A 22,912-nucleotide genomic window follows, 5' to 3' on the forward strand; every position below is an offset into this window, starting at 1 on the left:
CACATCGGGCCGGTCCGCCAGAAGGTCCAAAACTTGCGTAAAATCGGGGCATCATGGATGAACGTTCCAAAACGCTGCTCAAGACCCTGATCGAGCGCTACATTGCCGAAGGCCAGCCGGTCGGTTCCCGCACCCTGTCCAAGTACTCGGGGCTGGACCTGTCGCCGGCGACGATACGCAATGTGATGTCCGATCTCGAGGAAATGGGTTTTATCGCCAGCCCGCATACATCGGCCGGCCGGATTCCCACGCCGCGCGGCTACCGGCTGTTCGTCGATTCGATGCTGACCGCCAAGCCGCTCGAGCGCAACGCCGACCTCGCCGAGCTGACCGGGCAGATCCAGGACCAGCTCGGCGGCCAGCAGCTGGGCCCGCAGCGCATGATCACCGCGGCCGCGCGCACGCTGTCGAACCTGTCGCACTTTGCCGGCGTGGTGATGACGCCGCGCCGCGCGCAGGCGTTCCGGCAGATCGAGTTCATGCGGCTGTCGGACAAGCGTATCCTGCTGATCATCGTCAGCCCCGAGGGCGACGTGCAGAACCGCATCATCCAGACCGAACTCCCCTACACGCCGGCGCAGCTGATCGAGGCCGCCAATTTCTTCAACTCGCACTATGCCGGCATGAGCTTCGACACCGTGCGCAGCCACCTGCGGCTTGAGCTGCAGGACCTGCGCCGCGACATGTCGCAGCTGATGCAGGCCGCGGTCGAGGCCGGCAGCGCCGCCGAGGACGAGGACGACGACCACGTCTATATCAGCGGAGAGCGCAAGCTCCTCGAAGTCGACGACCTGGCTTCGAGCATGGACAAGCTGCGGCGCCTGTTCGACGTGTTCGAGCACAAGACCAGCCTGCTGCAGCTGCTGGACGTGTCCAGCCATGCGCAGGGCGTGCAGATCTTTATCGGCGGCGAAAGCCAGCTGGTGCCGATCGAAGACATGGCGGTCATCACCGCGCCGTACGAGGTCGACGGGCAGATCGTCGGCACGCTGGGGGTGATCGGCCCCACGCGCATGGCCTACGAGCGCGTGATCCCGATCGTCGACATTACCGCGCGGTTGCTGTCGAGCGCGCTGAGCCAGAACTAGTGGTCCGGCGTTCCGGTCTGCGCGGCGCCTTTTCCGGCGCGCGGGCTTGGCGCCGGTGCGCCGCGCCCGGCACCGCACCCGTCCCATCCCGGCATCGCGCCAATCCGGAAGCGACATGACGTTTTCTCCCGAACCGGCCTACCAGCACGGCCAGGCGCCGCGCACGGCGATCCTGCTGGTCAACCTGGGCACCCCCGATGCCCCCACGCCCAAGGCGGTGGGGCGCTACCTGAAGCAATTCCTGTCCGACCCGCGCGTGGTGGAGATCCCGCGCGCGGCGTGGCTGCCGCTGCTGTACGGCGTGATCCTGCCGCTGCGCTCGCGCGCGTCGGCGCTCAAGTACGAATCGATCTGGCTGCGCGAGGCGCATATGACGGGCTCGCCGCTGCTGGTCTACAGCGAGCGCCAGGCGCATGCGCTGCAGCGGCTGCTGCACCAGAACGGCCACGACGTGACGGTGGCGTGCGCGATGCGCTACGGCAACCCGTCGATCGCCTCGGTGATGGAAGCGCTGCGCCGCCAGGGCTGCGAGCAGGTGCTGGTGCTGCCGATGTATCCGCAATACTCGGGCACCACCACGGCCACCGCCTTCGACGAAGTGTTCCGGGTGCTGGGCCAGTGGCGCAACCAGCCGGAGCTGCGGCTGGTCAAGCATTTCCATGACCATCCTGGGTATATCTCGGCGCTGCGGCAGCAGGTAGCCGCCTACTGGAGCCGGCACGGCATGCCGGATTTCGGCCAGGGCGACAAGCTGATCCTGTCGTTCCACGGCGTGCCGCGGCGCACGCTGGAACTGGGCGATCCCTACCACTGCGAGTGCCTGAAGACCGGCCGCCTGCTGGGCGAGGCGCTTGGCCTGCAGCCGGGGCAGTATCAGGTGACGTTCCAGTCGCGCTTCGGCAGGGCCGAGTGGCTGCAGCCCTATACCGCGCCGACGCTGGCGGAGCTGGGCAAGGTCGGGGCCGGGCGCGTGGACGTGTTCTGCCCGGGCTTTCCGGCGGACTGCATCGAAACCCTGGAAGAAATCGCCATGGAAGGTCAGACTGAGTTCAAGGTCGCGGGCGGCAAGGACTTCCACTTCATTCCATGCATGAACGATGCCGCGCCGTGGGTGGCGGCGATGGCGGAGATCGCGCTGCAGCACCTGCAGGGCTGGCCGCTCGCCACGCCGCATGCGCATGAACTGGAAGCGCGGCGCACGCGTGCGCAGGCGCGGGGAGCGGCGGCATGAATGTGGATTTCGAGGCGGATGCGCGCCAGCGCATCGACAAATGGCTGTGGTGCGCGCGTTTTTTCAAGACGCGCTCGCTCGCGGCCGAAGCGGTGGAGCGCGGCAAGGTCACGGTCAACGGCCAGTTGTGCAAAAACTCGCGCGAGGTCAAGCCCGGCGACAAGGTTGCGCTGGAGGCACACCAGCAACGCTGGGAGCTCGAAGTGAAGGGCATCGCCGCGGCGCGCGGGCCCGCCCCGGTGGCGCAGACGCTGTACCAGGAAAGTGCCGAGAGCCAGTCGCGCCGGGCCGCCGACGCCGAGCGCCGGCGCCTGCAGCCTGAGCCCTCGGCGCAGATCCAGGGGCGCCCGACCAAGCGCGATCGCCGCCGCATCGACGACTTCAATGGCTGAGATGGCAGCGCGGCGGCACCGTTGCCGGTGCCGCCGCGCGTTGGATCGCCAGGTGGGCAGCTTATTCCTGCGCGACCTCCTGGCTGACGAAGGGAACGATGTAGTGCTTGAACACCGCCTTGCCGCTGCCATACTCCGTATCGCGCGGGGTGAAGGCGCCGGACAGGCAGATAAAGGCGGTCATGACCGTCAGTGCGGCCACGAGGCACAGCGTCACGACTGGGAGCTTATGCATGGCCAACCTTTCGGAAGCGGCACAAAAATGAACCATCTCCTGGGCCCTCGCCATTTTTGTCATTTTTCTTACTAAGAATCTTAGTGAGCGCGCTGACGCAAAGCAATAAGGCGTCGATTGCAACAGGCGAGGCTTTGTAACCGTGTGTTTCGGCGTCGCGCCGGCGCCACTCTTGAAATGCGGCGAGCTGCCACCACCTGCATCGGACACACGCCGATTTACCACCCGCGGCCAGCCCCACGGCGGGCCGCGACACTGCATTGATACGGATCGACATGGAAGACCAGAAGCAGACGCCATCCAACCAGACTGCGACGCCTGCGGGCGATGAGGCGGCCAGCACCGCCACCGCCAGCCCGGAGACCGGCGCGCCTGACACTGCGGCCACCGCCGTGGACGACGTGGCGGCCCAGCTGGCCGCCCTGGAAGCCAAGGCCAGCGAGCATTACGACCTGTACATGCGGGCCGTGGCCGAGGGCGAGAATATCCGCCGCCGGGCGCAGGAAGATGTCGCCAAGGCGCACAAGTTCGCCATCGAGAACTTTGCCGACAACCTGCTGCCGGTCATGGACAGCCTGCAGGCCGCGCTGGCCGACGGCTCCGGCGATATCGCCAAGCTGCGCGAAGGCGTGGAACTGACCGCGCGCCAGCTGGCCGCCGCTTTCGAGCGCGGCAAGATCGTCGAACTCAACCCGGTAGGCGAGAAGTTCGACCCGCACCGCCACCAGGCCATCTCGATGGTGCCGGCAGAGCAGGAGCCCAACACCGTGGTGACCGTGCTCCAGCGCGGCTACACCATTGCCGACCGCGTGCTGCGCCCGGCGCTGGTCACGGTGGCGGCGCCGAAGTAAGCCGCCGCCCCTGCCGTCCCGCCACGGCCCGACGCCCGGTGCCTGCCGGCCCGGGCGTTCGTCATTGGCTGCGTGCCGCCTCCGGCGCGAACCGCATCAGGAGCGAACCATGAGCACCGAACCGCAAGCCGGCGCGCCGGATCCGTCCGCGGCCCCGCATCTGGACCACCGCGCCTTTGACGCCTTTGCCATGCGCGAGGTCGACGACACCACCATCGACGGCGCCATCGCGGCCGCTGGCGACGCACTGGTGTGCGTGTTCTTCTGGGGTGTGGACTGCTTCAACTGCGAAATGGCCAAGAAGGCGATGCTGGCCAATCCCGAGCCGGTGCGCGCGCTGGACCTGCACTGGCTGCATGCCAACGTCTATGCGCACCCGGAGCTGGGACGGCGTTTCGGCCTGCATGGCATCCCGATGTTCATGTTCTTCCAGAACGGCAAGAAGCTGGGCCGCGCCACCGGCTGGCACGGCCACGGGCAGTTTGCCGCGGCCGTGGCCAATGCGCGCCTGAAGGCCAGCGGCAAGCCGCTGGCGGGCTAGCGCAGCCCCGGCTTCAGCGCGTCAGCGCATAGCCGATGCGGAACTGCCACGGCAGCTTGTGGTTGTAATCGAGCAGGCTTTCGCCATAGCCGACGAAATATCCCGCCATCAGGTACCCCGCCGTGCCGGGGATCAGCCGCGCCATCGGGTAGGTCAGCTGCGCGTCGACGCTGCCGTACCACTTGCGCGTGCCCTTGCGCAGCGTCGCCGAGAACTCCCATGAGTCCGGCCGCCCATAGGCGATGCCCAGGTCCATGAAGCCGCGGTAGTGGGCGATGTCCGGGTTGTCGGCCTTTTCCACATAGGCATAGAGCTTGGGCGCGACGCGCCAGTGCCAGTCGTTCTGGTCGCCGAAATAGAAGGTCGGCTTGACGAACACCGTGTTGATGCTGCGCGATTCCACGCCGTTGCGGCCGTTGGATTCATGCTCCAGGCCGGTGGCCAGCGACATCCGGCTGATCACGCTGTTGCGCACGCCGGTATCCGACAGGTAGTAGAACAGGCTGGGCCGGTAGTTGGTGTCGCGGAACGGTGCCGAATCTTCGTTCAGGTCCCACAGCGAGAACTGGGTATAGCTGAAGTAGAGGTTGTCGAACAGCCGCTTCGACGCAGGATCCTCGCCCTCGAAGATGCGGTACTTGAAGCTGAACTGGAACTTGGCGTTGGCGCCGCCGTGCGCGCCGACCATGAAGTACATCGGGTCGTGGAACGACAGCCGGGCGCTGTCGCGCAGGTCGGCCGGGGCGGGGGCCGTGGCCTCTGCCGTGGTGATCCCGGTCACCGGCACGGGCGCGCTGTCGGCAGATTCAGGGCTGTCCACAACCGCGGCCGGCGCCTGGCTGGCCACCGGCGGCGTCGACGTGGCCGCCTCCCCCGGCTGCGGCAGCCGGTTCAGCGTGACCAGCACCGGCGCGGCGTCGATGCCGGTGGCATCGAGCCGCACCTGGCCGCGCAGCACCGGCGGCAGCGCCACGGTGTAGCGGATGGCGCGATGCTCGCCGCGGCGCAGGTTGACCACGGCGGGGCCGGAGACCTCGCGCCACAGCACCAGTCGTACCGGCGCCAGCAGGTCGCCGGAGGCGGTCACTTCGAGTGTGTCGGGAATACGGTAGCGGCGCGTGGTGTTGTCGGCCGACACCACCAGGGTCAGCGTCAGCGGCTGGTTGCCGTCGATCACGCGTGGCGGCTGCAGCAGCGCCACGCCGGCGTGGCCGGCCAGCGGCCAGGCCAGCATCAGCGACAGGCAGAGCGGGGCGACGGCACGGCTGGCTGGCGCCAGGCGCTGCCGCGAGAAAAAAGCAGTAGGGGGCATGAAGATGCGCGACGTTGCCGGGTGATGGCAACGCAACTAGGGGAAAACTCGGAGCCCAAAGCCTACCACGCACGCCCAAAAGGGTTGTGAGGAATTGTACGCTGCACTTTTTGCGCGAACCGGCGGGACGCCGTCACCGGTTGGCGCGGCGCTTGACGCAGTCGACGTAGTGGTCGCCGTCCGGCGGCTGGCCGGTGCGCTGCGCCTGCCACAGCATCTCGCCCAGGCATTCCATCACCTGGTGCTGGGCTTCGTGCGGGGAATCGAGCCGGCGCGCCAGCGCCTCGTAGGCTTGGCGGATGCCGCGCGGCTGGTCGACCGAGACCTGCTCCGAAATCGACAGGTGCATCGACAGGTGCAGGAAGGGATTGGTCTGGCCTTGCTCGGGGGTGTAGTCCTGCGCCAGCGCTCCTTCAGTGTCGCGCAGCAGCTCGTGGTACTCGGGATGCTCGCCGATCCAGTCGACCGCGATGGCTTCCAGCGGGGTCAGCACGCCGCCTGCGATCTGCTTCTGCCAGGCGTCGCAGAAGAACCGGCGGACTTCTTCTCGTGAGGGATTGAACATGGTGGCGCCATTGTAGACGACGGGGGCAACCTTTGCCGGCGGCCCGACGGTGGCCGAAATGGCGGCGATGGTCCCAAGTAGAATGCGGGATCGCCGACTCCCTGCCTGCCCGATGAGCCCTTCCGCCCCCAGCGCCCCCACCGCGCCGACTGCTGCCCGCGACAAGCTGGCCGGCGTGCTGCTGATCGCGGTCTCGGCCAGCGCCTTCGGCGCCATGGCGATCTTTGCCCGCTTTGCCTACGCCGCTGGCGCGGACGTGTACGGCCTGCTGCTGGTGCGCTTCCTGCTGGCCGCGGCGGCGCTGGCGTGGGTGATGCGCACGCGCGGCATCGCGCTGCCGCCGTGGCGGCGCGTGCTGGCGCTGGCGGCGATGGGGGGCATCGGCTATGTCGGCCAGTCGTTCTGCTTTTTCAGCGCGCTCAACCATGCGCAGGCCAGCCTGGTGGCGCTGCTGCTGTACCTGTACCCGCTGTTCGTCACCATCCTCGCGGCCATTTTCCTGAAAGAGCGGCTGACCACCGCCGCGGTGGTGGCACTGGTGCTGTGCTCGGTGGGTGCCGGGCTGACGGTCGGCGGCGGCGCGGGCTCGCCGCTGGGCATCGCGCTGGGGCTGGCGGCGGCGGTGATCTATTCCGTCTACATCATCGTCGGCGCGCGCCTGACCGCCGGCGTCAATCCGATCGCCACCACCACCGTGATCTGCACCGCGGCGGCGCTGGTCTACGGCGCCGTCGGCGTGCTGCGCGCCGGTGCGGGCACGCCGCCGCAGTTTCCGGCCGATGCCGGCGGATGGCTGGCACTGGCGGGAATCGCGCTGCTGTCGACCGTGCTGGCGATCCTGACCTTCTTTGCCGGGCTGCAGCGGCTGGGCGCGGCGCAGGCGTCGATGCTGTCGACGCTGGAGCCGGTGGTCACCGTGGTGCTGGCGGCCCTGCTGCTGGGCGAGCAGATCGGCGCGGCACAGGCAGTGAGCGGCGGCCTGATCCTGGCGGGCGTGCTGTGGCTGACCCGCCGCGGCAGCGCGCCCGCCCCGGCGCGCGCCGACATGCAAGGGAATTGAACGGCTTGCTCAAAGGCACTGTCGTGGAGCACGCCGGCGCTTGGGTACAATCGCGCCTTCTCTTACCTCCCGTACAGAAAGGACGAGCATGTCCCAGACGATCGACCACGCCGCGCTGGCGCAACTGTTCACCGAAGCCCGCACGCACAACGTGTGGCAGGACCGCCATGTGGACGACGCCGTGCTGCACCAGATCTATGATGCGATGAAGTTCGGGCCGACCGCTGCCAACAGCAGCCCCGCGCGCATCGTGTTCGTCAAGAGCGCCGCCGAAAAGGCGCGCCTGGTGGATTGCGTGTCGGCTGGCAACGTCGACAAGACGCGTTCGGCGCCGGTGACCGCGATCATCGCCTTCGACACCGCCTTCCACGACCAGCTGCCCAAGCTGTTCCCGCACGCCGACGCCCGCTCCTGGTACGCCGGCAACGACGCGAAGATCGCCCGCGACGCGCTGATGAACAGCTCGCTGCAGGGCGGCTACTTCATCCTCGCGGCGCGCGCACTGGGCCTGGACTGTGGCCCGATGGGCGGCTTCGACCCCGACAAGGTCAACGCGGCGTTCTTCCCGGACGGCAAGTGGCAGGTCAACTTCCTGTGCAACCTGGGCTATGGCGTGGCCGACAAGCTGTATCCGCGCGGCCCGCGCCTGTCGTTCGACGAAGCCTGCCGCATCGTCTGAGCGCGCTGCTTGCCAGAGAACAAAAAAAGCGACCCGTGGTGGTCGCTTTTTTTCTTGGGCCTTGCCTGGCGCAGCGGTCAGGCGGTCCATTCCTGCATGGGGTTGCAGGCCAGGTAGCGCCGCGGCTCGCCGATGCCGAGCCGTGCGCGCGCCGCGTCGATCGGTTCGTGCAGCAGCTTCTCGTAATCCTCGCCCAGCAGCCAGCCGGCGCGGCGGCCCAGCCGGTAGCCCTCCAGCACGGCGCGCGCAAAGGCCAGGCTGCCGGTCACGCGCAGGCTCTTCAGCGACGCGGCGATGGCGATGATGGCCCAGCCCCTGCCGCCGGTCTGCGCGTAGCTGAATGCCACCAGCGCGGCTTCGCCCAGGCTTTCGTCGGCGCGGTAGCCGGTCAGCACGTGCCAGATATCGTGGATATCGCGCGTGCGCCGGCCGAACCACAGGTAGGCGTCCTCGAGCACCGGTTCCTGGTCCAGATTAGACACCTTGGCCAGCCCGTCCGCGCTGTATCCGGTCCGTTCGAGGAAGGCGCGATAGGCGGCGCCGACCGTGCCCGGCGCGAAGCGGGCCACGTAAGCGGGATCGGACAGGCGCTCGGCCAGTTCGATACGCTGGTAGACCATGCGGCGCCCGTCGTGCGTGGCCAGCAGGCGGTTGAAATTGCGCGGCATCGACGGGCCGTTGAGTGCGCGCATGATGCGGAATACCTGCTCGGTGTCGTTGCCGTCCGCCATCAGCTTGCGCACGGCGCGCAGCGCGGCGAAGAGATCCTGCTTGTAGGGGTTGGAACCCGTCGTGGTGGCCATGGGCGTCTCCCGGGATCAGGCGAATTGAGGCGGCTGCGGCGCGTACACCTGCATCCGCGCGGCCGCAGCGCGCACGAAATCGACGCTGGTGGCGATGGCGGTCACCGGCAGCATATGCCCGCCGCTGACCAGCGTCAGCGTGGCGCCTGGCACCTTGGCCACCAGCGCTTCGCCATGCTCGGCGAAGTCGAGGATGCGGTCGTCGCGGCCGTACAGCACGCTGACCGGCACGCGCAGCGTGCCGTAGTCGGGCAGCAGCGCCGGCAAGCTTTGCGCGGCGCCGATCAGGTCCTCGGACGCCGCCAGGAAATGGCGCGGGCGCAAGGCCAGCAGGCCGCCGCCGCGGGTCGGGAAGTCCTCCGGCACCGGGTCGGGGCCGAACACGATGTCCATGACCTCGGCGCGATGGCGGATCGACATCGGCACCACCAGGGTCCAGGCCAGCAGCCGGCGCTGCCATGCGCGCGGCACGGTCATGGCCCGAAACACCGGCGAGATTTCCCTGGGCGGATGCGTCAGTGGTGCGATCAGCGCCAGCCCGCCGACGCGTTCCGGATGGCGCACGGCCAGCGCCAGCGCAATCGCGCCGCCCAGCGAATGGCCCACCACCAGCGGCCGTTCCAGGCCCAGCCGGTCGCACAGCGCGGCGAGCGTGTCGGCCTGCGCGCGCAGGTCGGCGGCGCTGCCGGGCGTGCGCGTGGAATGGCCCGCGCCGGGGCGGTCGACGGCGATGACGCGGAAGCTCTCTGCCAGCGGCGCAATCATGCCGTAGCCGAAGTTCTCGAGCTGGCCCGACAGGCCATGCACCAGCAGCAGCGCCGGACCTTGCCCGCGCTCCACCACATGCAGCCGTGCGCCGGGCACGTCGATAAAGCGGCCCGGCGGCGGCATCGCGGCTTCGATGCGGCGTGCGGTGCGCCACGTGTAGTGCCATAGCGCGGCGCCTGACAGCAGTAGCAGCGCCAGCAGCACGGCCAGCGCGATGAGCGCGACGGTCATGGCTGCACCTCGCTGGCGGCGACGGCCGCGACGGTGTTGGCGCCCGTTGCCTCCTGCGCGTTGCGCGGCTCGCGCAGCGCCGGTGGCGCGCCGAACTGCAGCACGCCATCGGCGATGCGTCCGTGCCGGATCGTCAGCAGGTCTTTGAAGTAGTTCTGGTGCACACGCCACGGCTTGCGGTCGCCCTGGCGCGGCAGCACGCCGGCGGCGCGCTGCACATAGCCCGAGGTGAAATCCAGGAACGGCGTGGGCTGCACCGCCACGGGCGCGCGCGGCACGGCGATGCGGTGGCCATGGCGGTCCATGTGGCGCAGCAGGCGGCAGACGTACTCGGCGGTCAGGTCGGCCTTGAGCGTCCACGAGGCGTTGGTGTAGCCGAACGCCAGCACCAGGTTGGGCACGTCGCTGAGCATCATGCCCTTGTAGGCCAGGCAGTCGGCGGGGCGGCGCGGCTGGCCGTCGACGGTGAGCGCAATGTCGCCCAGCATGTTCAGCTTTAGTCCGGTGGCCGTCACCACGATATCGGCATCGAGCGACTTGCCGCTGGCGAGTTCGATGCCGTGTTCGGTGAAGCGTTGGATAGTGTCGGTCACCACCGAGGCGCTGCCCTCGCGCAGCGCGCGGAACAGGTCGCCGTCGGGCACCAGGCACAGGCGCTGGTCCCACGGCTTGTAGCGCGGCGTGAAATGCGTCGCCACGTCGAAGCCCGGCGGCAGCTGCGCCGCGGCCATGCCGACCAGGCGCGCCTTGACGCGTTCCGGCCGGCGCCGCGCCAGCTGGAAAAAGGTCATGCCGAGCAGCACGTTCTTCCAGCGTGTGGCGGTGTAGGCCAGCCGCTCCGGCAGCACGCGCCGCAGGGTGCGCGCAATGGCGTCCTCGCCCGGGCGCGACACGATATAGGTGGGCGAGCGCTGCAGCATGGTCACGTGCGCCGCGCGGGCGGCCATCGCCGGCACCAGCGTGACCGCAGTGGCGCCGCTGCCGATTACCACCACGCGCTTGCCGGCGTAGTCCAGCGACTCGTCCCAGAACTGCGGGTGCACGATGCGGCCGCGAAAACGATCCTCGCCCTCGAACGCGGGACGGTGCCCCTCGGCATAGCTGTAGTAGCCGGCGCAGACATAGAGCAGGCGCGCGCGCAAGCGCACCCGGCTGCGGTCGGCGCTGCGTTCGGCTTCGACGGTCCAGCATGCGTCGGCGCTGTCCCACGCCGCGCTGACCACGCGGTGGCCGAAGCGGATCTGGCGCGTGATGCCGGCTTCTGCGGCGGTCTCGCGGATATAGGCGCGGATCGACGGGCCGTCGGCGATGGCCTTGGCGCCGCGCCAGGGCTTGAAGCGGTAGCCCAGTGTGTACATGTCCGAGTCCGAGCGGATGCCGGGGTAGCGGAACAAGTCCCAGGTGCCGCCGATGGCGTCGCGCGCCTCGAGGATGGCGTAGCGCTTGCCGGGGCAGCGCCGTTGCAGCTGGCGCGCCGCGCCGATGCCGGACAGGCCGGCGCCCACGATCAGCACATCGAGAACTGCGTCATCGGAACTGGCATCGCGCATGGGGAGGCATCCGGACGAGTGGTGTTTCTGACAACATAGATTGTCAGAAGCGATCCGGCAAGTTTCGTGACCATAGGGAATGCCATAATGGCGCGCATGACCCCCGAGCTGACTCCCGCGCGCCGCTATCGCGGCGCCGAAGCCGAAGAGCGCCGTGCCCAGCGCCGCGCACAACTAATTGCCGCGGCCGTGCAGGTCTACGGCGAGCGCGGTTACCAGAACGCCACCGTCAAGGCCGTGTGCGAAGCCGCGGGCCTGACCGAGCGCTATTTCTACGAGTCATTCGCCAACAGCGAGGCCTTGCTGCTGGCATCGTTTCAAACGGTGACGCACCGCCTGCTGCACACCCTGGTGCAGGCGGGCGAGGCGGCCGGCAACGACGGCGCGCAACGGGCCCTGGCGATGCTGCGCGCCTATTTCGGGGCGCTGCAGCGCGAACCGCGCTCGGCGCGGGTATTCCTGGTGGAGATCCGCGGCGTCAGCAAACTGGTCGACGGCGCGCTGGCCGATTCACTGGATGAATTTGGCGGGCTGCTGGCGCAGGCGCTGCTGCCGCCCGGACGCGAGCGTGACCCGCTGCTGACGGCGGGCGTGGCGGGCGGCGTGGTCCATCTTGCCGTGCGCTGGATCCGCCACGGCTACAGTCCTGATGTCGACGTGGTCGCGCGCACCGCGCTGCAGCTGGCGCTGGTGCTGGCGCACTCGCCCGACCCGGCGCCCGAGCCGGCCGCGGCTACAGCTGCGGCGCCGGGGTTTTCTCCCTGAACTCGCACAGCGTTTCGATCGCGCAGTGCCAGCACTCCGGCTTGCGCGCCTTGCACACGTAGCGGCCGTGCAGGATCAGCCAGTGATGGGCGTCGTGCAGGAATTCATGCGGCACGCATTTGAGCAGCTTCTGCTCGACAATGTCGACGTTCTTGCCCGGCGCCAGGCCGGTGCGGTTGGAGACGCGAAAGATATGCGTGTCGACGGCGATGGTGGGCTGGCCGAACGCGGTGTTGAGCACCACGTTGGCGGTCTTGCGGCCCACGCCCGGCAGCGCCTCCAGCGCTTCGCGCTCCGCCGGCACCTTGCCGCCATGGCGCTCGACCAGGATGCGGCAGGTCTCGATCACATGCTTGGCCTTGGTCTTGTAGAGGCCGATGGTCTTGATGTATTCGCTCAGGCCGGCTTCGCCCAGCTCCAGCATCTGCCGCGGGGTATGCGCGACCGGGAACAGCCGGCGCGTGGCCTTGTTCACGCCCACATCGGTGGCCTGCGCCGACAGCAGTACGGCGATCAGCAGCTCGAACGGCGAGCTGTACTCCAGTTCCGTGGTCGGGGCCGGATTGACTTCGCGCAGCGTCTCGAAGATGGCACGGCACTTGGCAGCGTTCATGATGCTTTTTTCGGGTCGTTGGCCGGGTCGTGCGCGGGATGGGGATCGTCCTGCCGCGGCGTCAGCCCGGCGCGCGCGCGCCGCGCTTCGGCGGCATCGATCTGCGCCTGCACCCCGGCCGACACGTTGTCGGTATTGCGCGGCCGCGCGGCCTGCTGCTTCTGCCGCGCGCGTTCGATCGCGGCCTGGATGATGGCGCGCTTGCGTTCCTGCGCGGCGCGCTCGGCATCGTTCTCCGGCGCTTCGGCCTGGACCGCAGCGAGCTTGGCGGCGGCCTTGGCGGCCAGGCGCGCATCGTTCTCCTCGCGCTCGCGCACCAGCCGCGCGTTGCGCGCCAGGTAGCGCTCGTGCGCGGCATCGGCCTGCGCCTGCGACCACGCGTCCCAGCCGGTGCGCGTGCCGGTGACGGGGACCATGTCGATGCAGTCGACCGGGCAGGGCGGCACGCACAGGTCGCAGCCGGTGCACAGCTCGGGGATCACGGTATGCATCTGCTTGGCGGCGCCGGCGATGGCGTCGACCGGGCAGGCCTGGATGCAGAGCGTGCAGCCGATGCACAGGCTCTCGTCGATGCGGGCGACCGCGCGCGGCTGCTCGGTGCCGCGTTCCGGATCGAGCGGCAGGGGTTCGGTGCCGAGCAGCGCGGCCAGGCGTGCGATCCCCTGCGCGCCGCCGGGCGGGCAGCGGTTGCAGGCGGCTTCGCCGCTGGCCATGGCCTCGGCATAAGGGCGGCAGCCGTTGAAGCCGCACTTGGTGCACTGGGTCTGCGGCAGCAGCGCCTCGAGACGATCGGCGAGGGATTTGACGGCGGGATTCACGACAACGGACAGCAATTCAGGGGACAAGAGCGGGGTCAAAACCAGCGCCAGCGCATCACGGCGCAGCACGGCAACGGGCAAAGCACGAAATTTGCGCGATGCTGTGAGCGGTTGGCGACATAACGGCGGCCCTTACGGGGCGGACAATGTGCTGGCGGCCCCTGCGGCACCGGGGTCTCTGCGGACCCTGCGGTTTTCGCGCCGCAAGGATTATCCCCGATTTCGCCGGCGGACAGAAACGGCGATGATGCGCGTCGCGCGGCCGGATTGCCGCATTCCGGCCTGTGCCATAATCCGCGCAACGATCGACCACACCTCATGTCAACAGAGCCCAAGACCAAACGCGACCCGGAAGGGACGCGCCGACGCATCCTCGCTGCGGCCACCGAGGAATTCGCCAAGGGTGGTCTGGCCGGCGCCCGCGTCGACCAGATTGCCCGGCGCGCGGAAACCAACGAGCGCATGCTGTATTACTACTACGGCAGCAAGGAGGGCCTGTTCCTGGCGGTGCTGGAGAAGCAATACGCCAACTTCCGCGCCGCCGAAGAGCAACTGCACCTGGTCGACGAGGACCCGGTCGAGGGCGTGCGCACGCTGGCCCGCTTTGTCTGGGACTGGTACTACGAGCACCCCGAGTTCATCCGCCTGGTCAACAGCGAGAACCTGCACGAGGCGCGGCACCTGAAGAAATCGTCGCAGCTGCAGCAACTGATCAACCCGGTGGTCGACGTGCTTGCCGACGTGATCCGGCGCGGCCAGCAGCAGGGGCTGTTCCGCGACCATATCGACGTGCCGCAGTTCTACCTGACGATTTCCGCGCTGGGCTACTACGTGCTGTCGAACCGCTACACCATCAGCGCCGTGATAGGCCGCGACGTGGCTTCGCAGCAGGAGCACGAGCGCTTTGCCGAACTGCACACCGACATGCTGCTGAGCTATCTGAAGAAGCCCTGAGCCGCCGCCAGCGCTGCCATACGGAAACGCCCGCTTGCGCGGGCGTTCTTTTTACTTGCTGGCCACGGCCACCGGGGCCTGGTGGTACTTGCGGATAAAGTCGCGCAACTGCGGGTAGATGTCGTCGCGCCAGCGCCGGCCCGAGAAGATACCGTAGTGGCCGCAACGCTCTGCGTTCAGGTGCTGCTTGCGGTTTTTCGGGATGCCGGCGCACAGGTCGTGCGCGGCGGCGGTCTGGCCCGCGCCGGAGATATCGTCCAGTTCGCCCTCGATCGTCATCAGCGCGGTGCCCTTGATATCCTGCGGGCGCACCGGCTTGCCGTCGATGGCCCAGGTGCCGTTGGCCAGGCGGAATTCCTGGAATACCTCGCGGATGGTATCGAGGTAGTACTCGGCGGCCATGTCGAGCACCGCGTTGTATTCGTCGTAGAAGCGCACGTGGGCCTCGGCGTCGTCGGCATCGCCCTCGACCAGGCTCAGGTAGTAGTCATAGTGCGACGACAGGTGCCGGTCCGGGTTCATCGCGACGAAGCCGGCATGCTGCAGGAAGCCCGGGTAGACGCGACGGCCGTGGCCGGGGTAGTTGGCCGGCACGGTGTAGATGACGTTGTTCTCGAACCACTCGTAGGACTTGTTCGTCGCCAGCGAGTTGACCGCGGTCGGGCTTTTGCGCGCGTCGATCGGGCCGCCCATCATGGTCATGGTGCGCGGCGTCTTCTCGCCGGCCGACGCCATCAGGGAAATCGCGGCCAGCACCGGTACCGTGGGCTGGCACACCGAGATCACGTGCAGGTTCTCGGCGCCGATATGGCGGATGAATTCCTGGATGTAGTAGATGTAGTCCGACAGGTGGAAGGCGCCTTCCTCGACCGGCACCATGCGCGCGTCGATCCAGTCGGTGACGTAGACCTTGTGGTCCTGCAGCAGCGTGCGCACGGTGTCGCGCAGCAGCGTGGCATGGTGGCCCGACAGCGGCGCGGCCACCAGCACCACCGGCTCGTCCTTGAGCAGCTTGATGGTCTCGGGGTCGTCGGCATAGCGCTTGAAGCGCAGCAGCTTGCAGAAGGGCTTCTCCAGCACGGTCTGCTCGACGATGGGGATGTCGCGCCCGTTGGAGCGCACCGACTTGATATCGAACGCCGGTTTTTCGTATTCCTTGCCGAGCCGGTACAGCAGTTCGTAGCCGGCGGCCAGGCGCGGCGCGCCAGGTACCAGCGACATCGGGCTGAGGGGGTTGGTGAAGGTCTTGGCGGTCGCCTGGGCCCACGCGGTGAGCGGGTGCAGGATCGAGCGCTGGAACTCATGCAGTTGATAGAGCATGCCGTTTCTGCCTGGTCTTACTGAGGATGCGTACCACCAAGTAACAATGTACTGACAATACACCTTGGATCGTGTGGCGCCGATTATGCCTGAATCGAACGACCGTGCTAACGATCTTGCTTTGCAGCATATACCTTAAAGTACTTCCCTATGCGCGGAACACAATAAGGCATAGGCCTGATTTTTCCGTGACAACGTCCTACAACATCGCAAACAAATGCAAAAAGCGGCCGAAGCCGCTTTTTTGCTATTGCATTGTGACGTGCACGCCAGTTGCCGCCCGTTGCGGTGCGGCAACTGTTGCCGGTGTTACATCACCGCCGCGATGGCGTCGACCACCGCATCGATGTTGCGGCTGTTCAACGCCGCTACGCAAATGCGGCCGGTGCCGACGGCGTAGATGCCGTGCTCGTTGCGCAGGCGGTCGACCTGGGCCGAGGTCAGGCCCGAGTACGAGAACATGCCGCGCTGGGCCTTGACGAAGGAGAAGTCGCCCGGCACGCCCTTGGCGGCCAGCTTGTCGACCAGCGCGTGGCGCATCAGCTTGATGCGGTCGCGCATTTCGGCCAGTTCTTCTTCCCACATGGCGCGCAGTTCCGGGCTGTTCAGCACGGTCGCGACCACGGTGCCGCCGTGGGTCGGCGGGTTCGAATAGTTGGTGCGGATCACGCGCTTGACCTGCGACATCACGCGCTGGGCTTCTTCCTTGCTGGTGGTGACGATCGACAGCGCGCCGACGCGCTCGCCGTACAGCGAGAAGCTCTTGGAGAACGAGCTCGACACGAAGAACGGCAGGCCCGAGTCCGCGAACAGGCGTACCGCGGCGCCATCGGCGTCGATGCCGTCGGCAAAGCCCTGGTAGGCCATGTCGAGGAACGGGATCAGGTTGCGTTCCTTGACCAGTTCCACCACCTGCTTCCATTGCTCGGGCGACAGGTCGACGCCGGTCGGGTTGTGGCAGCAGGCGTGCAGCACGACGATGGTGTTGGCCGGGAACGACTTCAGCGATTCCACCATGCCGGCGAAGTTCAGGCCGTGGCTAGGGGCGTCGTAGTAGGCGTAGTTGACCACCGGGAAGCCGGCGGATTCGAACAGCGCGCGGTGGTTTTCCCAGCTCGGGTCGCTGATGGCGACCTTGGCGTCCGGGTACAGGCGCTTCAGGAAGTCGGCGCCGATCTTCAGCGCGCCGGTGCCGCCAAGTGCCTGGGCCGTCACCACGCGGCCTTCCGTGATCAGCGGCGATTCCTTGCCGAACAGCAGCGTCTGCACCGCCTGGTCATAGGCCGCGATGCCTTCGATCGGCAGGTAGCCGCGCGGGGTGGCGGTGGTCAGACGGGCTTTTTCTGCCTCCTGGACGGCGCGCAGCAGCGGGATTTTCCCTTCGTCGGTGAAGTACACGCCAACGCCCAGGTTGACCTTGGTCGCGCGGGTGTCGGCATTGAAGGCTTCGTTGAGGCCCAGGATCGGGTCGCGCGGGGCCATCTCGACGGCAGAAAACAAACTCATTTGGAATCTCGTGGTCGGCTATGTGAAAAACGGAAGGCGTAGAATGCTCCGTACTGCGCTGGAGGCTGGCAGGCCCGGCCGCGCTCTTCTTGGCTTGAAGCGGGGGCTGACAACCCCAAGATTCTAGCGTAATCCGCCCGTTTTCCTCAGGTATTTCCCTAGTCACGCCCCTATGACGAACCTTGCCGAAGCCGCGCCGGCCCTGGACGAAGACAAATTCGTCACATTTCCCGGCTCCCCGTTCCAGTTGTACCAGCCGTTCCCGCCCGCCGGCGACCAGCCCGAGGCAATCCGGCAGCTGGTGGAGGGGGTGGAGGACGGCCTGTCGTTCCAGACCCTGCTGGGCGTCACCGGCTCGGGCAAGACCTTCACCATGGCCAATGTGATCGCCCGCATGGGGCGGCCGGCCATCGTGTTCGCGCCCAACAAGACGCTGGCGGCGCAGCTCTACGCGGAATTCCGCGAGTTCTTCCCGCGCAATGCCGTCGAGTACTTCGTCAGCTACTACGACTACTACCAGCCCGAGGCCTACGTCCCGCAGCGCGACTTGTTTATCGAGAAGGACTCGTCGATCAACGAGCATATCGAGCAGATGCGGCTGTCGGCGACCAAGAGCCTGCTGGAGCGCCGCGACACCGTCATCGTCGCGACCGTGTCGGCGATCTACGGTATCGGCAACCCGACCGAATACCACCAGATGATTCTTACGCTGCGGGCCGGCGACAAGATCAGCCAGCGCGATGTGATCGCGCGCCTGATTGCGATGCAGTACACCCGCAACGAGACCGACTTCCAGCGCGGCACCTTCCGCGTGCGCGGCGACACCATCGACATCTTCCCGGCCGAGCACGCCGAGATGGCGGTGCGGCTGGAGATGTTCGACGACGAAGTCGAGTCGCTGCATTTCTTCGATCCGCTGACGGGGCGGGTGCGGCAGAAGATCCCGCGCTTCACGGTCTACCCGTCGAGCCACTACGTGACCCCGCGCGAGACCGTGCTGCGCGCGATCGAGGCAATCAAGGCCGAACTGCGCGAGCGGCTCGAGTTCTTCCACAAGGAAAACCGTCTGGTGGAAGCGCAGCGGCTGGAGCAGCGCACCCGCTTCGATCTCGAGATGCTGTCCGAGCTGGGCTTCTGCAAGGGCATCGAGAACTATTCGCGGCACCTGTCCGGCGCACGCCCCGGCGACCCGCCGCCGACGCTGGTCGACTACCTGCCGCCCGACGCGCTGATGTTCCTGGACGAGTCGCATGTGCTGATCGGCCAGCTCAACGGCATGTACAACGGCGACCGCGCGCGCAAGACCACGCTGGTCGAATATGGCTTCCGGCTGCCGTCGGCGCTGGACAACCGGCCGCTCAAGTTCGACGAGTTCGAACGCAAGATGCGCCAGGTGATGTTCGTCTCCGCGACGCCGGCGCAGTTTGAACAGGAGCACGCTGGCCAGGTGGTGGAGCAGGTGGTGCGGCCGACCGGCCTGGTCGACCCGATCATCATGGTGCGCCCGGCGACCACGCAGGTGGATGACCTGTTGTCCGAGATCCATGTGCGGGTCGAGGCCGGCGAGCGCGTGCTGGTGACCACGCTGACCAAGCGCATGGCCGAGCAACTGACCGAGTTCCTGACCGAGAATGGTGTCAAGGTGCGCTACCTGCACTCGGATATCGATACCGTCGAGCGCGTCGAGATCATCCGCGACCTGCGCCTGGGCACCTTCGACGTGCTGGTCGGCATCAACCTGCTGCGGGAGGGGCTGGACATCCCCGAGGTCTCGCTGGTGGCGATCCTCGACGCGGACAAGGAAGGCTTCCTGCGCGCCGAGCGCTCGCTGATCCAGACCATCGGCCGCGCCGCGCGCAACGTCAACGGCACCGCGATCCTGTACGCGGACCGCATGACCGACTCGATGAAGAAGGCCATCGACGAAACCGAGCGCCGCCGCGCCAAGCAGATCGCCTTCAACGAAGCCAACGGCATCACGCCGCGCGGAGTGGTCAAGCGCATCAAGGACATCATCGACGGCGTCTACAACGTCAGCGACGCGCGGGCCGAGCTGCAGGCGGCGCAGGAGCAGGCCCGCTACGAGGAGATGAGCGAAAAGCAGGTCTCCAAGGAGATCAAGCGGCTGGAGAAGCTCATGCTCGACCATGCGCGCAACCTGGAGTTCGAACAGGCGGCGCAGGTGCGCGACCAGCTGGCCAAGCTCAAGGCGCAGGTGTTCGGCGCCAGCGGCGAAGGCGCGCTGCCGCCTGCCTGATACGCCGCAACGCCGGGCGCGCTTCGCCTATAGTGAAATCCTCGGCGGCGCCAGCGCGGAGCAGGGCACAGACCGCTGCAAAGGAGGCACGATGGAACGCCAGTTTGAATACGGCGGCTACGCGGTGGTCGTCACCGCGGTCCCGAATGCCGCCGGCGGCTTTGCCGCGCAGATGCGCATCGCCGACGCGTTCGGCGAACCGACCGGCCCGAGCTTCGAGGCCATCGCCGGCGACGCGCCAACGCCTGAGGCAGCGATCGCGCTGGCGGAGGCGGGCGCGATGCGCGCGATCGACGCGGGCGAGGTCAGCTAGCCCGCCGGCCGGTACCCCATTTTCCGCGGAGAAACCACAAATGACCGACATCGGCGAATGGAAGAAGAAGGTCTATGAGACCCACGAAGTGCAAGTACAGGTCAGGCAGCGTTCACAAAGCGAATGGTCGTACACGGTGCGCGTGTGCCGCCCCGGCACCAACATCCGGGCCGCCGGCACGCTGACCGACAGCTCGCGCATCACCGACCACTACAAGTCGGCCGAGGCCGCGCAGGTGGCCGGGTTTGCGCACGGCGAGCGGTTGGCAAAGCAGCTCGCCTAGCGCCGCGAGCCGCCCGAGCCGTGGCAAGCCGGGCCGGCGGAAAGGGCGGAAGGTAGAATCGCGCCTCCATGCCACCCAGCCAAGCCTTGATTCGATGAAGCCATACGCCATCCTGATGTGTTGCATGGGGAATATCTGCCGTTCCCCCACGGCGGAGGGCGTGCTGCGCGCCAAGCTAGATGACGCCGGACTGGCGGCGCTGGTGGAGCTGGATTCGGCCGGCACGCATGAATACCATCTCGGCCGCGCCCCCGATGCCCGCACCCAGCGCCATGCGTTGCGGCGCGGCTATGACCTGTCGGCGCTGCGCGCGCGCAAGGTCGGCGTGCCGGACTTCGACCGCTTCGACCTGATCCTGGCGATGGACCGCGAGAACCTTGCCGGCCTGCTGAGGCTGCGCCCGGATGCGGGCGACAAGGTGCGGCTGCTGATGAGCTTCGCTACCCGCCACGACGCCGACGAGGTGCCGGACCCGTATTACGGCGAAGGCGATGGCTTCGAGCGCGTGCTCGACTACATCGAAGATGCCTGCGACGGCCTGGTGGCCGAACTGCGCCAGCGCCTGCAGCATCCGGCCGGCTGAACCGGTCCGCTCCCAGCCTACCCGACCCCGCCGCGGCGTCCTGCGCCCGCGGCCGGTGGCCCGATCCTGACGAGAATCCATGCTTCGCAAACTGTTCCGCAAATGGCGCGAGTCGCGCAATGCCAGCCTGCAGCTCGACGCCATCCTGGCCGCGGCCGATCCGGAGGCGCCACTGGCCGAGCGCAACGGCTGGCTGATCGAACTGGCCTTCTGGATCCGCCGCGACGGCGGCCTCGGCGCCGATGCCGACAGCCAGGAGGACGGCGCGCCGCGCCGCCATCCGGAGCACGTGCGCCTGCGCTACCTGCTGCAGGTGCTGGAGCGGCATCCGGACTGGGGCGGGCGCTTTGCGCAGACGGTGCGCAGCCTGCTGCGCGAGAACGATCCTACCGGCCTGTTCTGCGATACCGGCGTGGCGCAGCATCCCGGCTTCGTCAGCGAGATGGTGAGCCGGCTGCAGAGCCGCTTTTTGCCGCCGCCGCCGAACCGCAGCGACATGGCCGCGCTGTTTGCGCTGGTGTTCGTCGGCGACGAGGATGCCGACTGGGTCGAGGCCATCGACGATGCGCTGATGGCGCGGCTGGCCCGCGTGCTGGAAACCGGCCGCGCCGACGGCGAGGCAGCGGGACTGGCGCGCTATCGCGAGGCGCTGGGCCAGACCCTGGCCACCAGCATCGCGGTGCTGGTCAGCCAGGTGCGCGCCACCGGGCTGAGCCAGGCGATCCGCTCGCGGCTGGCGGGACGGGTCGAGGACACCCCGTTCTTCCGCCTGGACGAAGCCATCCAGGCCTTGCGCGAGGACGGCCTGCGCCGCGACGACAACAGCTTCGGCCATCGCCTGAACTACTTCCGCGCGCTGCTCGACGGCTGCCACGCCGCCGCCCGCCAGGTGTACGAAGACCTGGAGGAAAACGGCGTGTCGGTCGAGGTGGTGTTCCAGATCGAGCGCATGAAGGTGCAGCTCGGCCGCATCGAGCTGCTGCTGGCGGCGTGGGTCGAGCCGGGCCGCCCCGGCATGCCGGCGCACCTGGTGGCCGAGCTGATCCGCTCGACCCAGGCGCGGCGCAGCATTGCGCATCTGGCCGGCACTTCGTTCGCGCAGCTGGCGCGCAAGGTGGTGGAGCGCTCGGCCGAGACCGGCGAGCACTACATCACGCGCGACCGCCGCGAATACGCCGAACTGGTGCGCGCCGCGGCGGGCGGCGGCCTGGTCTCGGTGGCCACGGTGTACCTGAAGTTCCTGATCTACGGGCTGCACCTGGACAAGTTCAGCGAGGGCGTGCTGGCCTCGCTCAACTATGCCGGCAGCTTCCTCGCGATCCATTTCGCGCACTTCACGCTGGCGACCAAGCAGCCGGCCATGACCGGGCCCGCGCTGGCGCACCGGCTCGATAACGCGGGGCGGCCGGAGGGGCGCGAGATCTTCGTCGACGACACCGTCGCCATGATCCGCTCCAACGCGGCGGCCATTGCCGGCAACCTGGCGGTGGTGTTCCCGGTGGCGTTGGGCGTGCAGTGGCTGGCGCACCGGCTGCTGGGTACCAACCTGATCACGCCGGCCAAGGCGATCGCCACCATCGAGTCCTTCTCGATCCTGGGGCCGACGCCGCTCTACGCCGCCTTCACCGGCGTGCTGCTGTGGCTGTCGAGCCTGTTCGCGGGCTGGGCCGACAACTGGTTCGCGCTGCACCGCGTGCACGACGTGATGGCGTACCACCGGCGCCTGCAATACGTGCTGGGCCCGCACGGCGCCACGCGGGTGGCGGATTTCTGGAAGCGCAACCTGTCGGGCATCGTCGCCAACGTGTCGCTGGGGCTGCTGCTGGGGCTGGGGCCGGAGATCCTGAGCTTTTTCGGCCCGCATATGGAAGTGCGCCATGTGACGCTGTCGACCGGCTCGGTGGGCGCCGCGATCGGCGTGCTCGGGTGGGATGCGCTGCGCATGCCGGCGCTGTGGCTGGCGGTGGCGGGCATTGCGCTGATGGGCATGCTGAATGTGGCGGTCAGCTTTGCGCTGGCGTTCAATATGGCGCTGCGGTCACGCAATTTGCGGCGCATCGATCGCGCCGAGCTGAGCGCGGCCGTGCGGCGCCGCATCCTGAAACACCCGCTGTCGCTGCTGGTGCCGCCGCGCGCGGCCCCCGCGCATGCGGCTGCAGGCGGGCGCCAGGCCTGAGGATGGAAGTGGTGCGGT

The 22,912-nt window shown here is 67.9% G+C and carries 24 protein-coding genes; 14 read left to right on the forward strand and 10 right to left on the reverse strand.

Going from position 1 to position 22,912, the window contains the following annotated elements; all coding sequences use genetic code 11:
* The first annotated feature begins 53 nt into the window (after positions 1-53).
* The 3 genes from hrcA (at position 54) to ACEI37_RS16255 (ending at position 2,711) form a co-directional block, all read left to right on the forward strand.
* Positions 54-1,088, forward strand: coding sequence for a heat-inducible transcriptional repressor HrcA (gene hrcA, locus ACEI37_RS16245; RefSeq protein ID WP_018006939.1), 1,035 nt, complete (start codon positions 54-56; stop codon positions 1,086-1,088).
* Between the two features lie 115 nt (positions 1,089-1,203).
* Positions 1,204-2,319 (forward strand): ferrochelatase, encoded by a 1,116-nt coding sequence (gene hemH / locus ACEI37_RS16250; protein ID WP_373379743.1) that lies wholly within the window; start codon positions 1,204-1,206, stop codon positions 2,317-2,319.
* Positions 2,316-2,711: an RNA-binding S4 domain-containing protein gene (locus ACEI37_RS16255; RefSeq protein ID WP_018006937.1), complete on the forward strand. Its 396-nt coding sequence runs from the start codon at positions 2,316-2,318 to the stop codon at positions 2,709-2,711. The genes hemH and ACEI37_RS16255 overlap by 4 nt, the downstream gene beginning before the upstream one ends.
* Positions 2,712-2,772: 61 nt before the next feature.
* On the opposite strand, the gene ACEI37_RS16260 is transcribed toward ACEI37_RS16255, so the two are convergent.
* The gene (locus ACEI37_RS16260) at positions 2,773-2,946 is read right to left on the reverse strand and encodes a hypothetical protein (RefSeq protein WP_373379744.1); all 174 of its coding nucleotides are present in this window, start codon (positions 2,944-2,946) and stop codon (positions 2,773-2,775) included.
* 275 nt (positions 2,947-3,221) lie between these two features.
* On the opposite strand from ACEI37_RS16260, the gene grpE reads away from it, so the two are divergent.
* Both grpE and ACEI37_RS16270 read left to right on the forward strand, forming a co-directional pair.
* A complete protein-coding gene (gene grpE, locus ACEI37_RS16265; RefSeq protein WP_116336563.1) occupies positions 3,222-3,797 on the forward strand; it encodes a nucleotide exchange factor GrpE in 576 nt (191 codons plus the stop codon).
* A gap of 109 nt (positions 3,798-3,906) precedes the next feature.
* Complete coding sequence (locus ACEI37_RS16270) at positions 3,907-4,338, forward strand: thioredoxin family protein (protein ID WP_373379745.1); 432 nt, start codon at positions 3,907-3,909, stop codon at positions 4,336-4,338.
* Between the two features lie 13 nt (positions 4,339-4,351).
* On the opposite strand, the gene ACEI37_RS16275 is transcribed toward ACEI37_RS16270, so the two are convergent.
* Both ACEI37_RS16275 and ACEI37_RS16280 read right to left on the reverse strand, forming a co-directional pair.
* Positions 4,352-5,650, reverse strand: a complete 1,299-nt coding sequence (locus ACEI37_RS16275; RefSeq protein ID WP_373379746.1) for a phospholipase A — start codon at positions 5,648-5,650, stop codon at positions 4,352-4,354.
* A gap of 133 nt (positions 5,651-5,783) precedes the next feature.
* A complete protein-coding gene (locus tag ACEI37_RS16280; protein ID WP_373379747.1) occupies positions 5,784-6,215 on the reverse strand; it encodes a DUF1841 family protein in 432 nt (143 codons plus the stop codon).
* A gap of 112 nt (positions 6,216-6,327) precedes the next feature.
* Here ACEI37_RS16280 and ACEI37_RS16285 point away from each other — a divergent pair, with 112 nt between their 5' ends.
* Together ACEI37_RS16285 and ACEI37_RS16290 are read left to right on the forward strand one after the other, a co-directional pair.
* The gene (locus ACEI37_RS16285) at positions 6,328-7,275 is read left to right on the forward strand and encodes a DMT family transporter (protein ID WP_373379748.1); all 948 of its coding nucleotides are present in this window, start codon (positions 6,328-6,330) and stop codon (positions 7,273-7,275) included.
* 88 nt (positions 7,276-7,363) lie between these two features.
* Positions 7,364-7,954 carry a malonic semialdehyde reductase gene (locus ACEI37_RS16290; protein WP_373379749.1) on the forward strand — a complete coding sequence of 197 codons (591 nt, stop codon included), beginning with the start codon at positions 7,364-7,366 and terminating at the stop codon, positions 7,952-7,954.
* Between the two features lie 77 nt (positions 7,955-8,031).
* On the opposite strand, the gene ACEI37_RS16295 is transcribed toward ACEI37_RS16290, so the two are convergent.
* The 3 genes from ACEI37_RS16295 to ACEI37_RS16305 are packed head-to-tail and all read right to left on the reverse strand — an operon-like array spanning position 8,032 to position 11,306.
* Positions 8,032-8,757 carry a Coq4 family protein gene (locus ACEI37_RS16295; RefSeq protein ID WP_373379750.1) on the reverse strand — a complete coding sequence of 242 codons (726 nt, stop codon included), beginning with the start codon at positions 8,755-8,757 and terminating at the stop codon, positions 8,032-8,034.
* A gap of 15 nt (positions 8,758-8,772) precedes the next feature.
* Positions 8,773-9,756, reverse strand: a complete 984-nt coding sequence (locus ACEI37_RS16300) for an alpha/beta fold hydrolase (protein ID WP_373379751.1) — start codon at positions 9,754-9,756, stop codon at positions 8,773-8,775.
* Positions 9,753-11,306, reverse strand: coding sequence for a flavin-containing monooxygenase (locus ACEI37_RS16305; protein ID WP_373379752.1), 1,554 nt, complete (start codon positions 11,304-11,306; stop codon positions 9,753-9,755). Before ACEI37_RS16305 ends, ACEI37_RS16300 begins: the two co-directional genes overlap by 4 nt.
* 87 nt (positions 11,307-11,393) lie before the next feature.
* Here ACEI37_RS16305 and ACEI37_RS16310 point away from each other — a divergent pair, with 87 nt between their 5' ends.
* Positions 11,394-12,071 (forward strand): TetR/AcrR family transcriptional regulator, encoded by a 678-nt coding sequence (locus ACEI37_RS16310; protein WP_373379753.1) that lies wholly within the window; start codon positions 11,394-11,396, stop codon positions 12,069-12,071.
* Here ACEI37_RS16310 and nth read toward each other — a convergent pair.
* Both nth and rsxB read right to left on the reverse strand, forming a co-directional pair.
* Complete coding sequence (nth, locus tag ACEI37_RS16315; protein ID WP_373379754.1) at positions 12,040-12,684, reverse strand: endonuclease III; 645 nt, start codon at positions 12,682-12,684, stop codon at positions 12,040-12,042. The two genes, ACEI37_RS16310 and nth, sit on opposite strands and share 32 nt — an antisense overlap.
* A complete protein-coding gene (gene rsxB / locus ACEI37_RS16320) occupies positions 12,681-13,583 on the reverse strand; it encodes an electron transport complex subunit RsxB (protein WP_373379755.1) in 903 nt (300 codons plus the stop codon). Before rsxB ends, nth begins: the two co-directional genes overlap by 4 nt.
* Before the next feature lie 237 nt (positions 13,584-13,820).
* On the opposite strand from rsxB, the gene ACEI37_RS16325 reads away from it, so the two are divergent.
* Positions 13,821-14,456 carry a TetR family transcriptional regulator gene (locus tag ACEI37_RS16325; protein WP_092313893.1) on the forward strand — a complete coding sequence of 212 codons (636 nt, stop codon included), beginning with the start codon at positions 13,821-13,823 and terminating at the stop codon, positions 14,454-14,456.
* 51 nt (positions 14,457-14,507) lie between these two features.
* Here the strand turns inward: ACEI37_RS16325 and ACEI37_RS16330 are convergent, their stop codons facing one another.
* Both ACEI37_RS16330 and ACEI37_RS16335 read right to left on the reverse strand, forming a co-directional pair.
* A complete protein-coding gene (locus ACEI37_RS16330) occupies positions 14,508-15,776 on the reverse strand; it encodes a polyhydroxyalkanoate depolymerase (RefSeq protein ID WP_373379756.1) in 1,269 nt (422 codons plus the stop codon).
* Positions 15,777-16,085: 309 nt separating this feature from the next.
* On the reverse strand, positions 16,086-17,282 hold the full coding sequence (locus ACEI37_RS16335) for an amino acid aminotransferase (protein WP_373379757.1): 1,197 nt from the start codon (positions 17,280-17,282) through the stop codon (positions 16,086-16,088).
* Between the two features lie 172 nt (positions 17,283-17,454).
* Here ACEI37_RS16335 and uvrB point away from each other — a divergent pair, with 172 nt between their 5' ends.
* From uvrB to ACEI37_RS16360, 5 genes are all read left to right on the forward strand, one after another.
* On the forward strand, positions 17,455-19,539 hold the full coding sequence (uvrB, locus tag ACEI37_RS16340; RefSeq protein WP_373379758.1) for an excinuclease ABC subunit UvrB: 2,085 nt from the start codon (positions 17,455-17,457) through the stop codon (positions 19,537-19,539).
* A gap of 91 nt (positions 19,540-19,630) precedes the next feature.
* Positions 19,631-19,852 (forward strand): hypothetical protein, encoded by a 222-nt coding sequence (locus ACEI37_RS16345; protein WP_111519641.1) that lies wholly within the window; start codon positions 19,631-19,633, stop codon positions 19,850-19,852.
* Positions 19,853-19,892: 40 nt separating this feature from the next.
* Positions 19,893-20,135: a hypothetical protein gene (locus ACEI37_RS16350; protein ID WP_062797958.1), complete on the forward strand. Its 243-nt coding sequence runs from the start codon at positions 19,893-19,895 to the stop codon at positions 20,133-20,135.
* Positions 20,136-20,229: 94 nt separating this feature from the next.
* Positions 20,230-20,718, forward strand: a complete 489-nt coding sequence (locus ACEI37_RS16355; protein WP_373379759.1) for a low molecular weight protein-tyrosine-phosphatase — start codon at positions 20,230-20,232, stop codon at positions 20,716-20,718.
* A gap of 79 nt (positions 20,719-20,797) precedes the next feature.
* A complete protein-coding gene (locus ACEI37_RS16360; protein WP_373379760.1) occupies positions 20,798-22,894 on the forward strand; it encodes a site-specific recombinase in 2,097 nt (698 codons plus the stop codon).
* The last annotated feature ends 18 nt before the right edge of the window (positions 22,895-22,912 follow it).

Origin of the sequence: Cupriavidus nantongensis (assembly GCF_041726985.1) — a bacterium.
GTDB classification, from domain to species: Bacteria; Pseudomonadota; Gammaproteobacteria; order Burkholderiales; family Burkholderiaceae; genus Cupriavidus; species Cupriavidus nantongensis_A.

Excerpts from the sequence above, each read along its gene's own strand:
- hrcA (WP_018006939.1), top strand. The coding sequence starts at position 54 with ATGGATGAACGTTCCAAAACGCTGCTCAAGACCCTGATCGAGCGCTAC.
- hemH (WP_373379743.1), top strand. The coding sequence starts at position 1,204 with ATGACGTTTTCTCCCGAACCGGCCTACCAGCACGGCCAGGCGCCGCGC.
- ACEI37_RS16255 (WP_018006937.1), top strand. The coding sequence starts at position 2,316 with ATGAATGTGGATTTCGAGGCGGATGCGCGCCAGCGCATCGACAAATGG.
- ACEI37_RS16260 (WP_373379744.1), bottom strand. The coding sequence starts at position 2,946 with ATGCATAAGCTCCCAGTCGTGACGCTGTGCCTCGTGGCCGCACTGACG.
- grpE (WP_116336563.1), top strand. The coding sequence starts at position 3,222 with ATGGAAGACCAGAAGCAGACGCCATCCAACCAGACTGCGACGCCTGCG.
- ACEI37_RS16270 (WP_373379745.1), top strand. The coding sequence starts at position 3,907 with ATGAGCACCGAACCGCAAGCCGGCGCGCCGGATCCGTCCGCGGCCCCG.
- ACEI37_RS16275 (WP_373379746.1), bottom strand. The coding sequence starts at position 5,650 with ATGCCCCCTACTGCTTTTTTCTCGCGGCAGCGCCTGGCGCCAGCCAGC.
- ACEI37_RS16280 (WP_373379747.1), bottom strand. The coding sequence starts at position 6,215 with ATGTTCAATCCCTCACGAGAAGAAGTCCGCCGGTTCTTCTGCGACGCC.
- ACEI37_RS16285 (WP_373379748.1), top strand. The coding sequence starts at position 6,328 with ATGAGCCCTTCCGCCCCCAGCGCCCCCACCGCGCCGACTGCTGCCCGC.
- ACEI37_RS16290 (WP_373379749.1), top strand. The coding sequence starts at position 7,364 with ATGTCCCAGACGATCGACCACGCCGCGCTGGCGCAACTGTTCACCGAA.
- ACEI37_RS16295 (WP_373379750.1), bottom strand. The coding sequence starts at position 8,757 with ATGGCCACCACGACGGGTTCCAACCCCTACAAGCAGGATCTCTTCGCC.
- ACEI37_RS16300 (WP_373379751.1), bottom strand. The coding sequence starts at position 9,756 with ATGACCGTCGCGCTCATCGCGCTGGCCGTGCTGCTGGCGCTGCTACTG.
- ACEI37_RS16305 (WP_373379752.1), bottom strand. The coding sequence starts at position 11,306 with ATGCGCGATGCCAGTTCCGATGACGCAGTTCTCGATGTGCTGATCGTG.
- ACEI37_RS16310 (WP_373379753.1), top strand. The coding sequence starts at position 11,394 with ATGGCGCGCATGACCCCCGAGCTGACTCCCGCGCGCCGCTATCGCGGC.
- nth (WP_373379754.1), bottom strand. The coding sequence starts at position 12,684 with ATGAACGCTGCCAAGTGCCGTGCCATCTTCGAGACGCTGCGCGAAGTC.
- ACEI37_RS16325 (WP_092313893.1), top strand. The coding sequence starts at position 13,821 with ATGTCAACAGAGCCCAAGACCAAACGCGACCCGGAAGGGACGCGCCGA.
- ACEI37_RS16330 (WP_373379756.1), bottom strand. The coding sequence starts at position 15,776 with ATGCTCTATCAACTGCATGAGTTCCAGCGCTCGATCCTGCACCCGCTC.
- ACEI37_RS16335 (WP_373379757.1), bottom strand. The coding sequence starts at position 17,282 with ATGAGTTTGTTTTCTGCCGTCGAGATGGCCCCGCGCGACCCGATCCTG.
- uvrB (WP_373379758.1), top strand. The coding sequence starts at position 17,455 with ATGACGAACCTTGCCGAAGCCGCGCCGGCCCTGGACGAAGACAAATTC.
- ACEI37_RS16345 (WP_111519641.1), top strand. The coding sequence starts at position 19,631 with ATGGAACGCCAGTTTGAATACGGCGGCTACGCGGTGGTCGTCACCGCG.
- ACEI37_RS16350 (WP_062797958.1), top strand. The coding sequence starts at position 19,893 with ATGACCGACATCGGCGAATGGAAGAAGAAGGTCTATGAGACCCACGAA.
- ACEI37_RS16355 (WP_373379759.1), top strand. The coding sequence starts at position 20,230 with ATGAAGCCATACGCCATCCTGATGTGTTGCATGGGGAATATCTGCCGT.
- ACEI37_RS16360 (WP_373379760.1), top strand. The coding sequence starts at position 20,798 with ATGCTTCGCAAACTGTTCCGCAAATGGCGCGAGTCGCGCAATGCCAGC.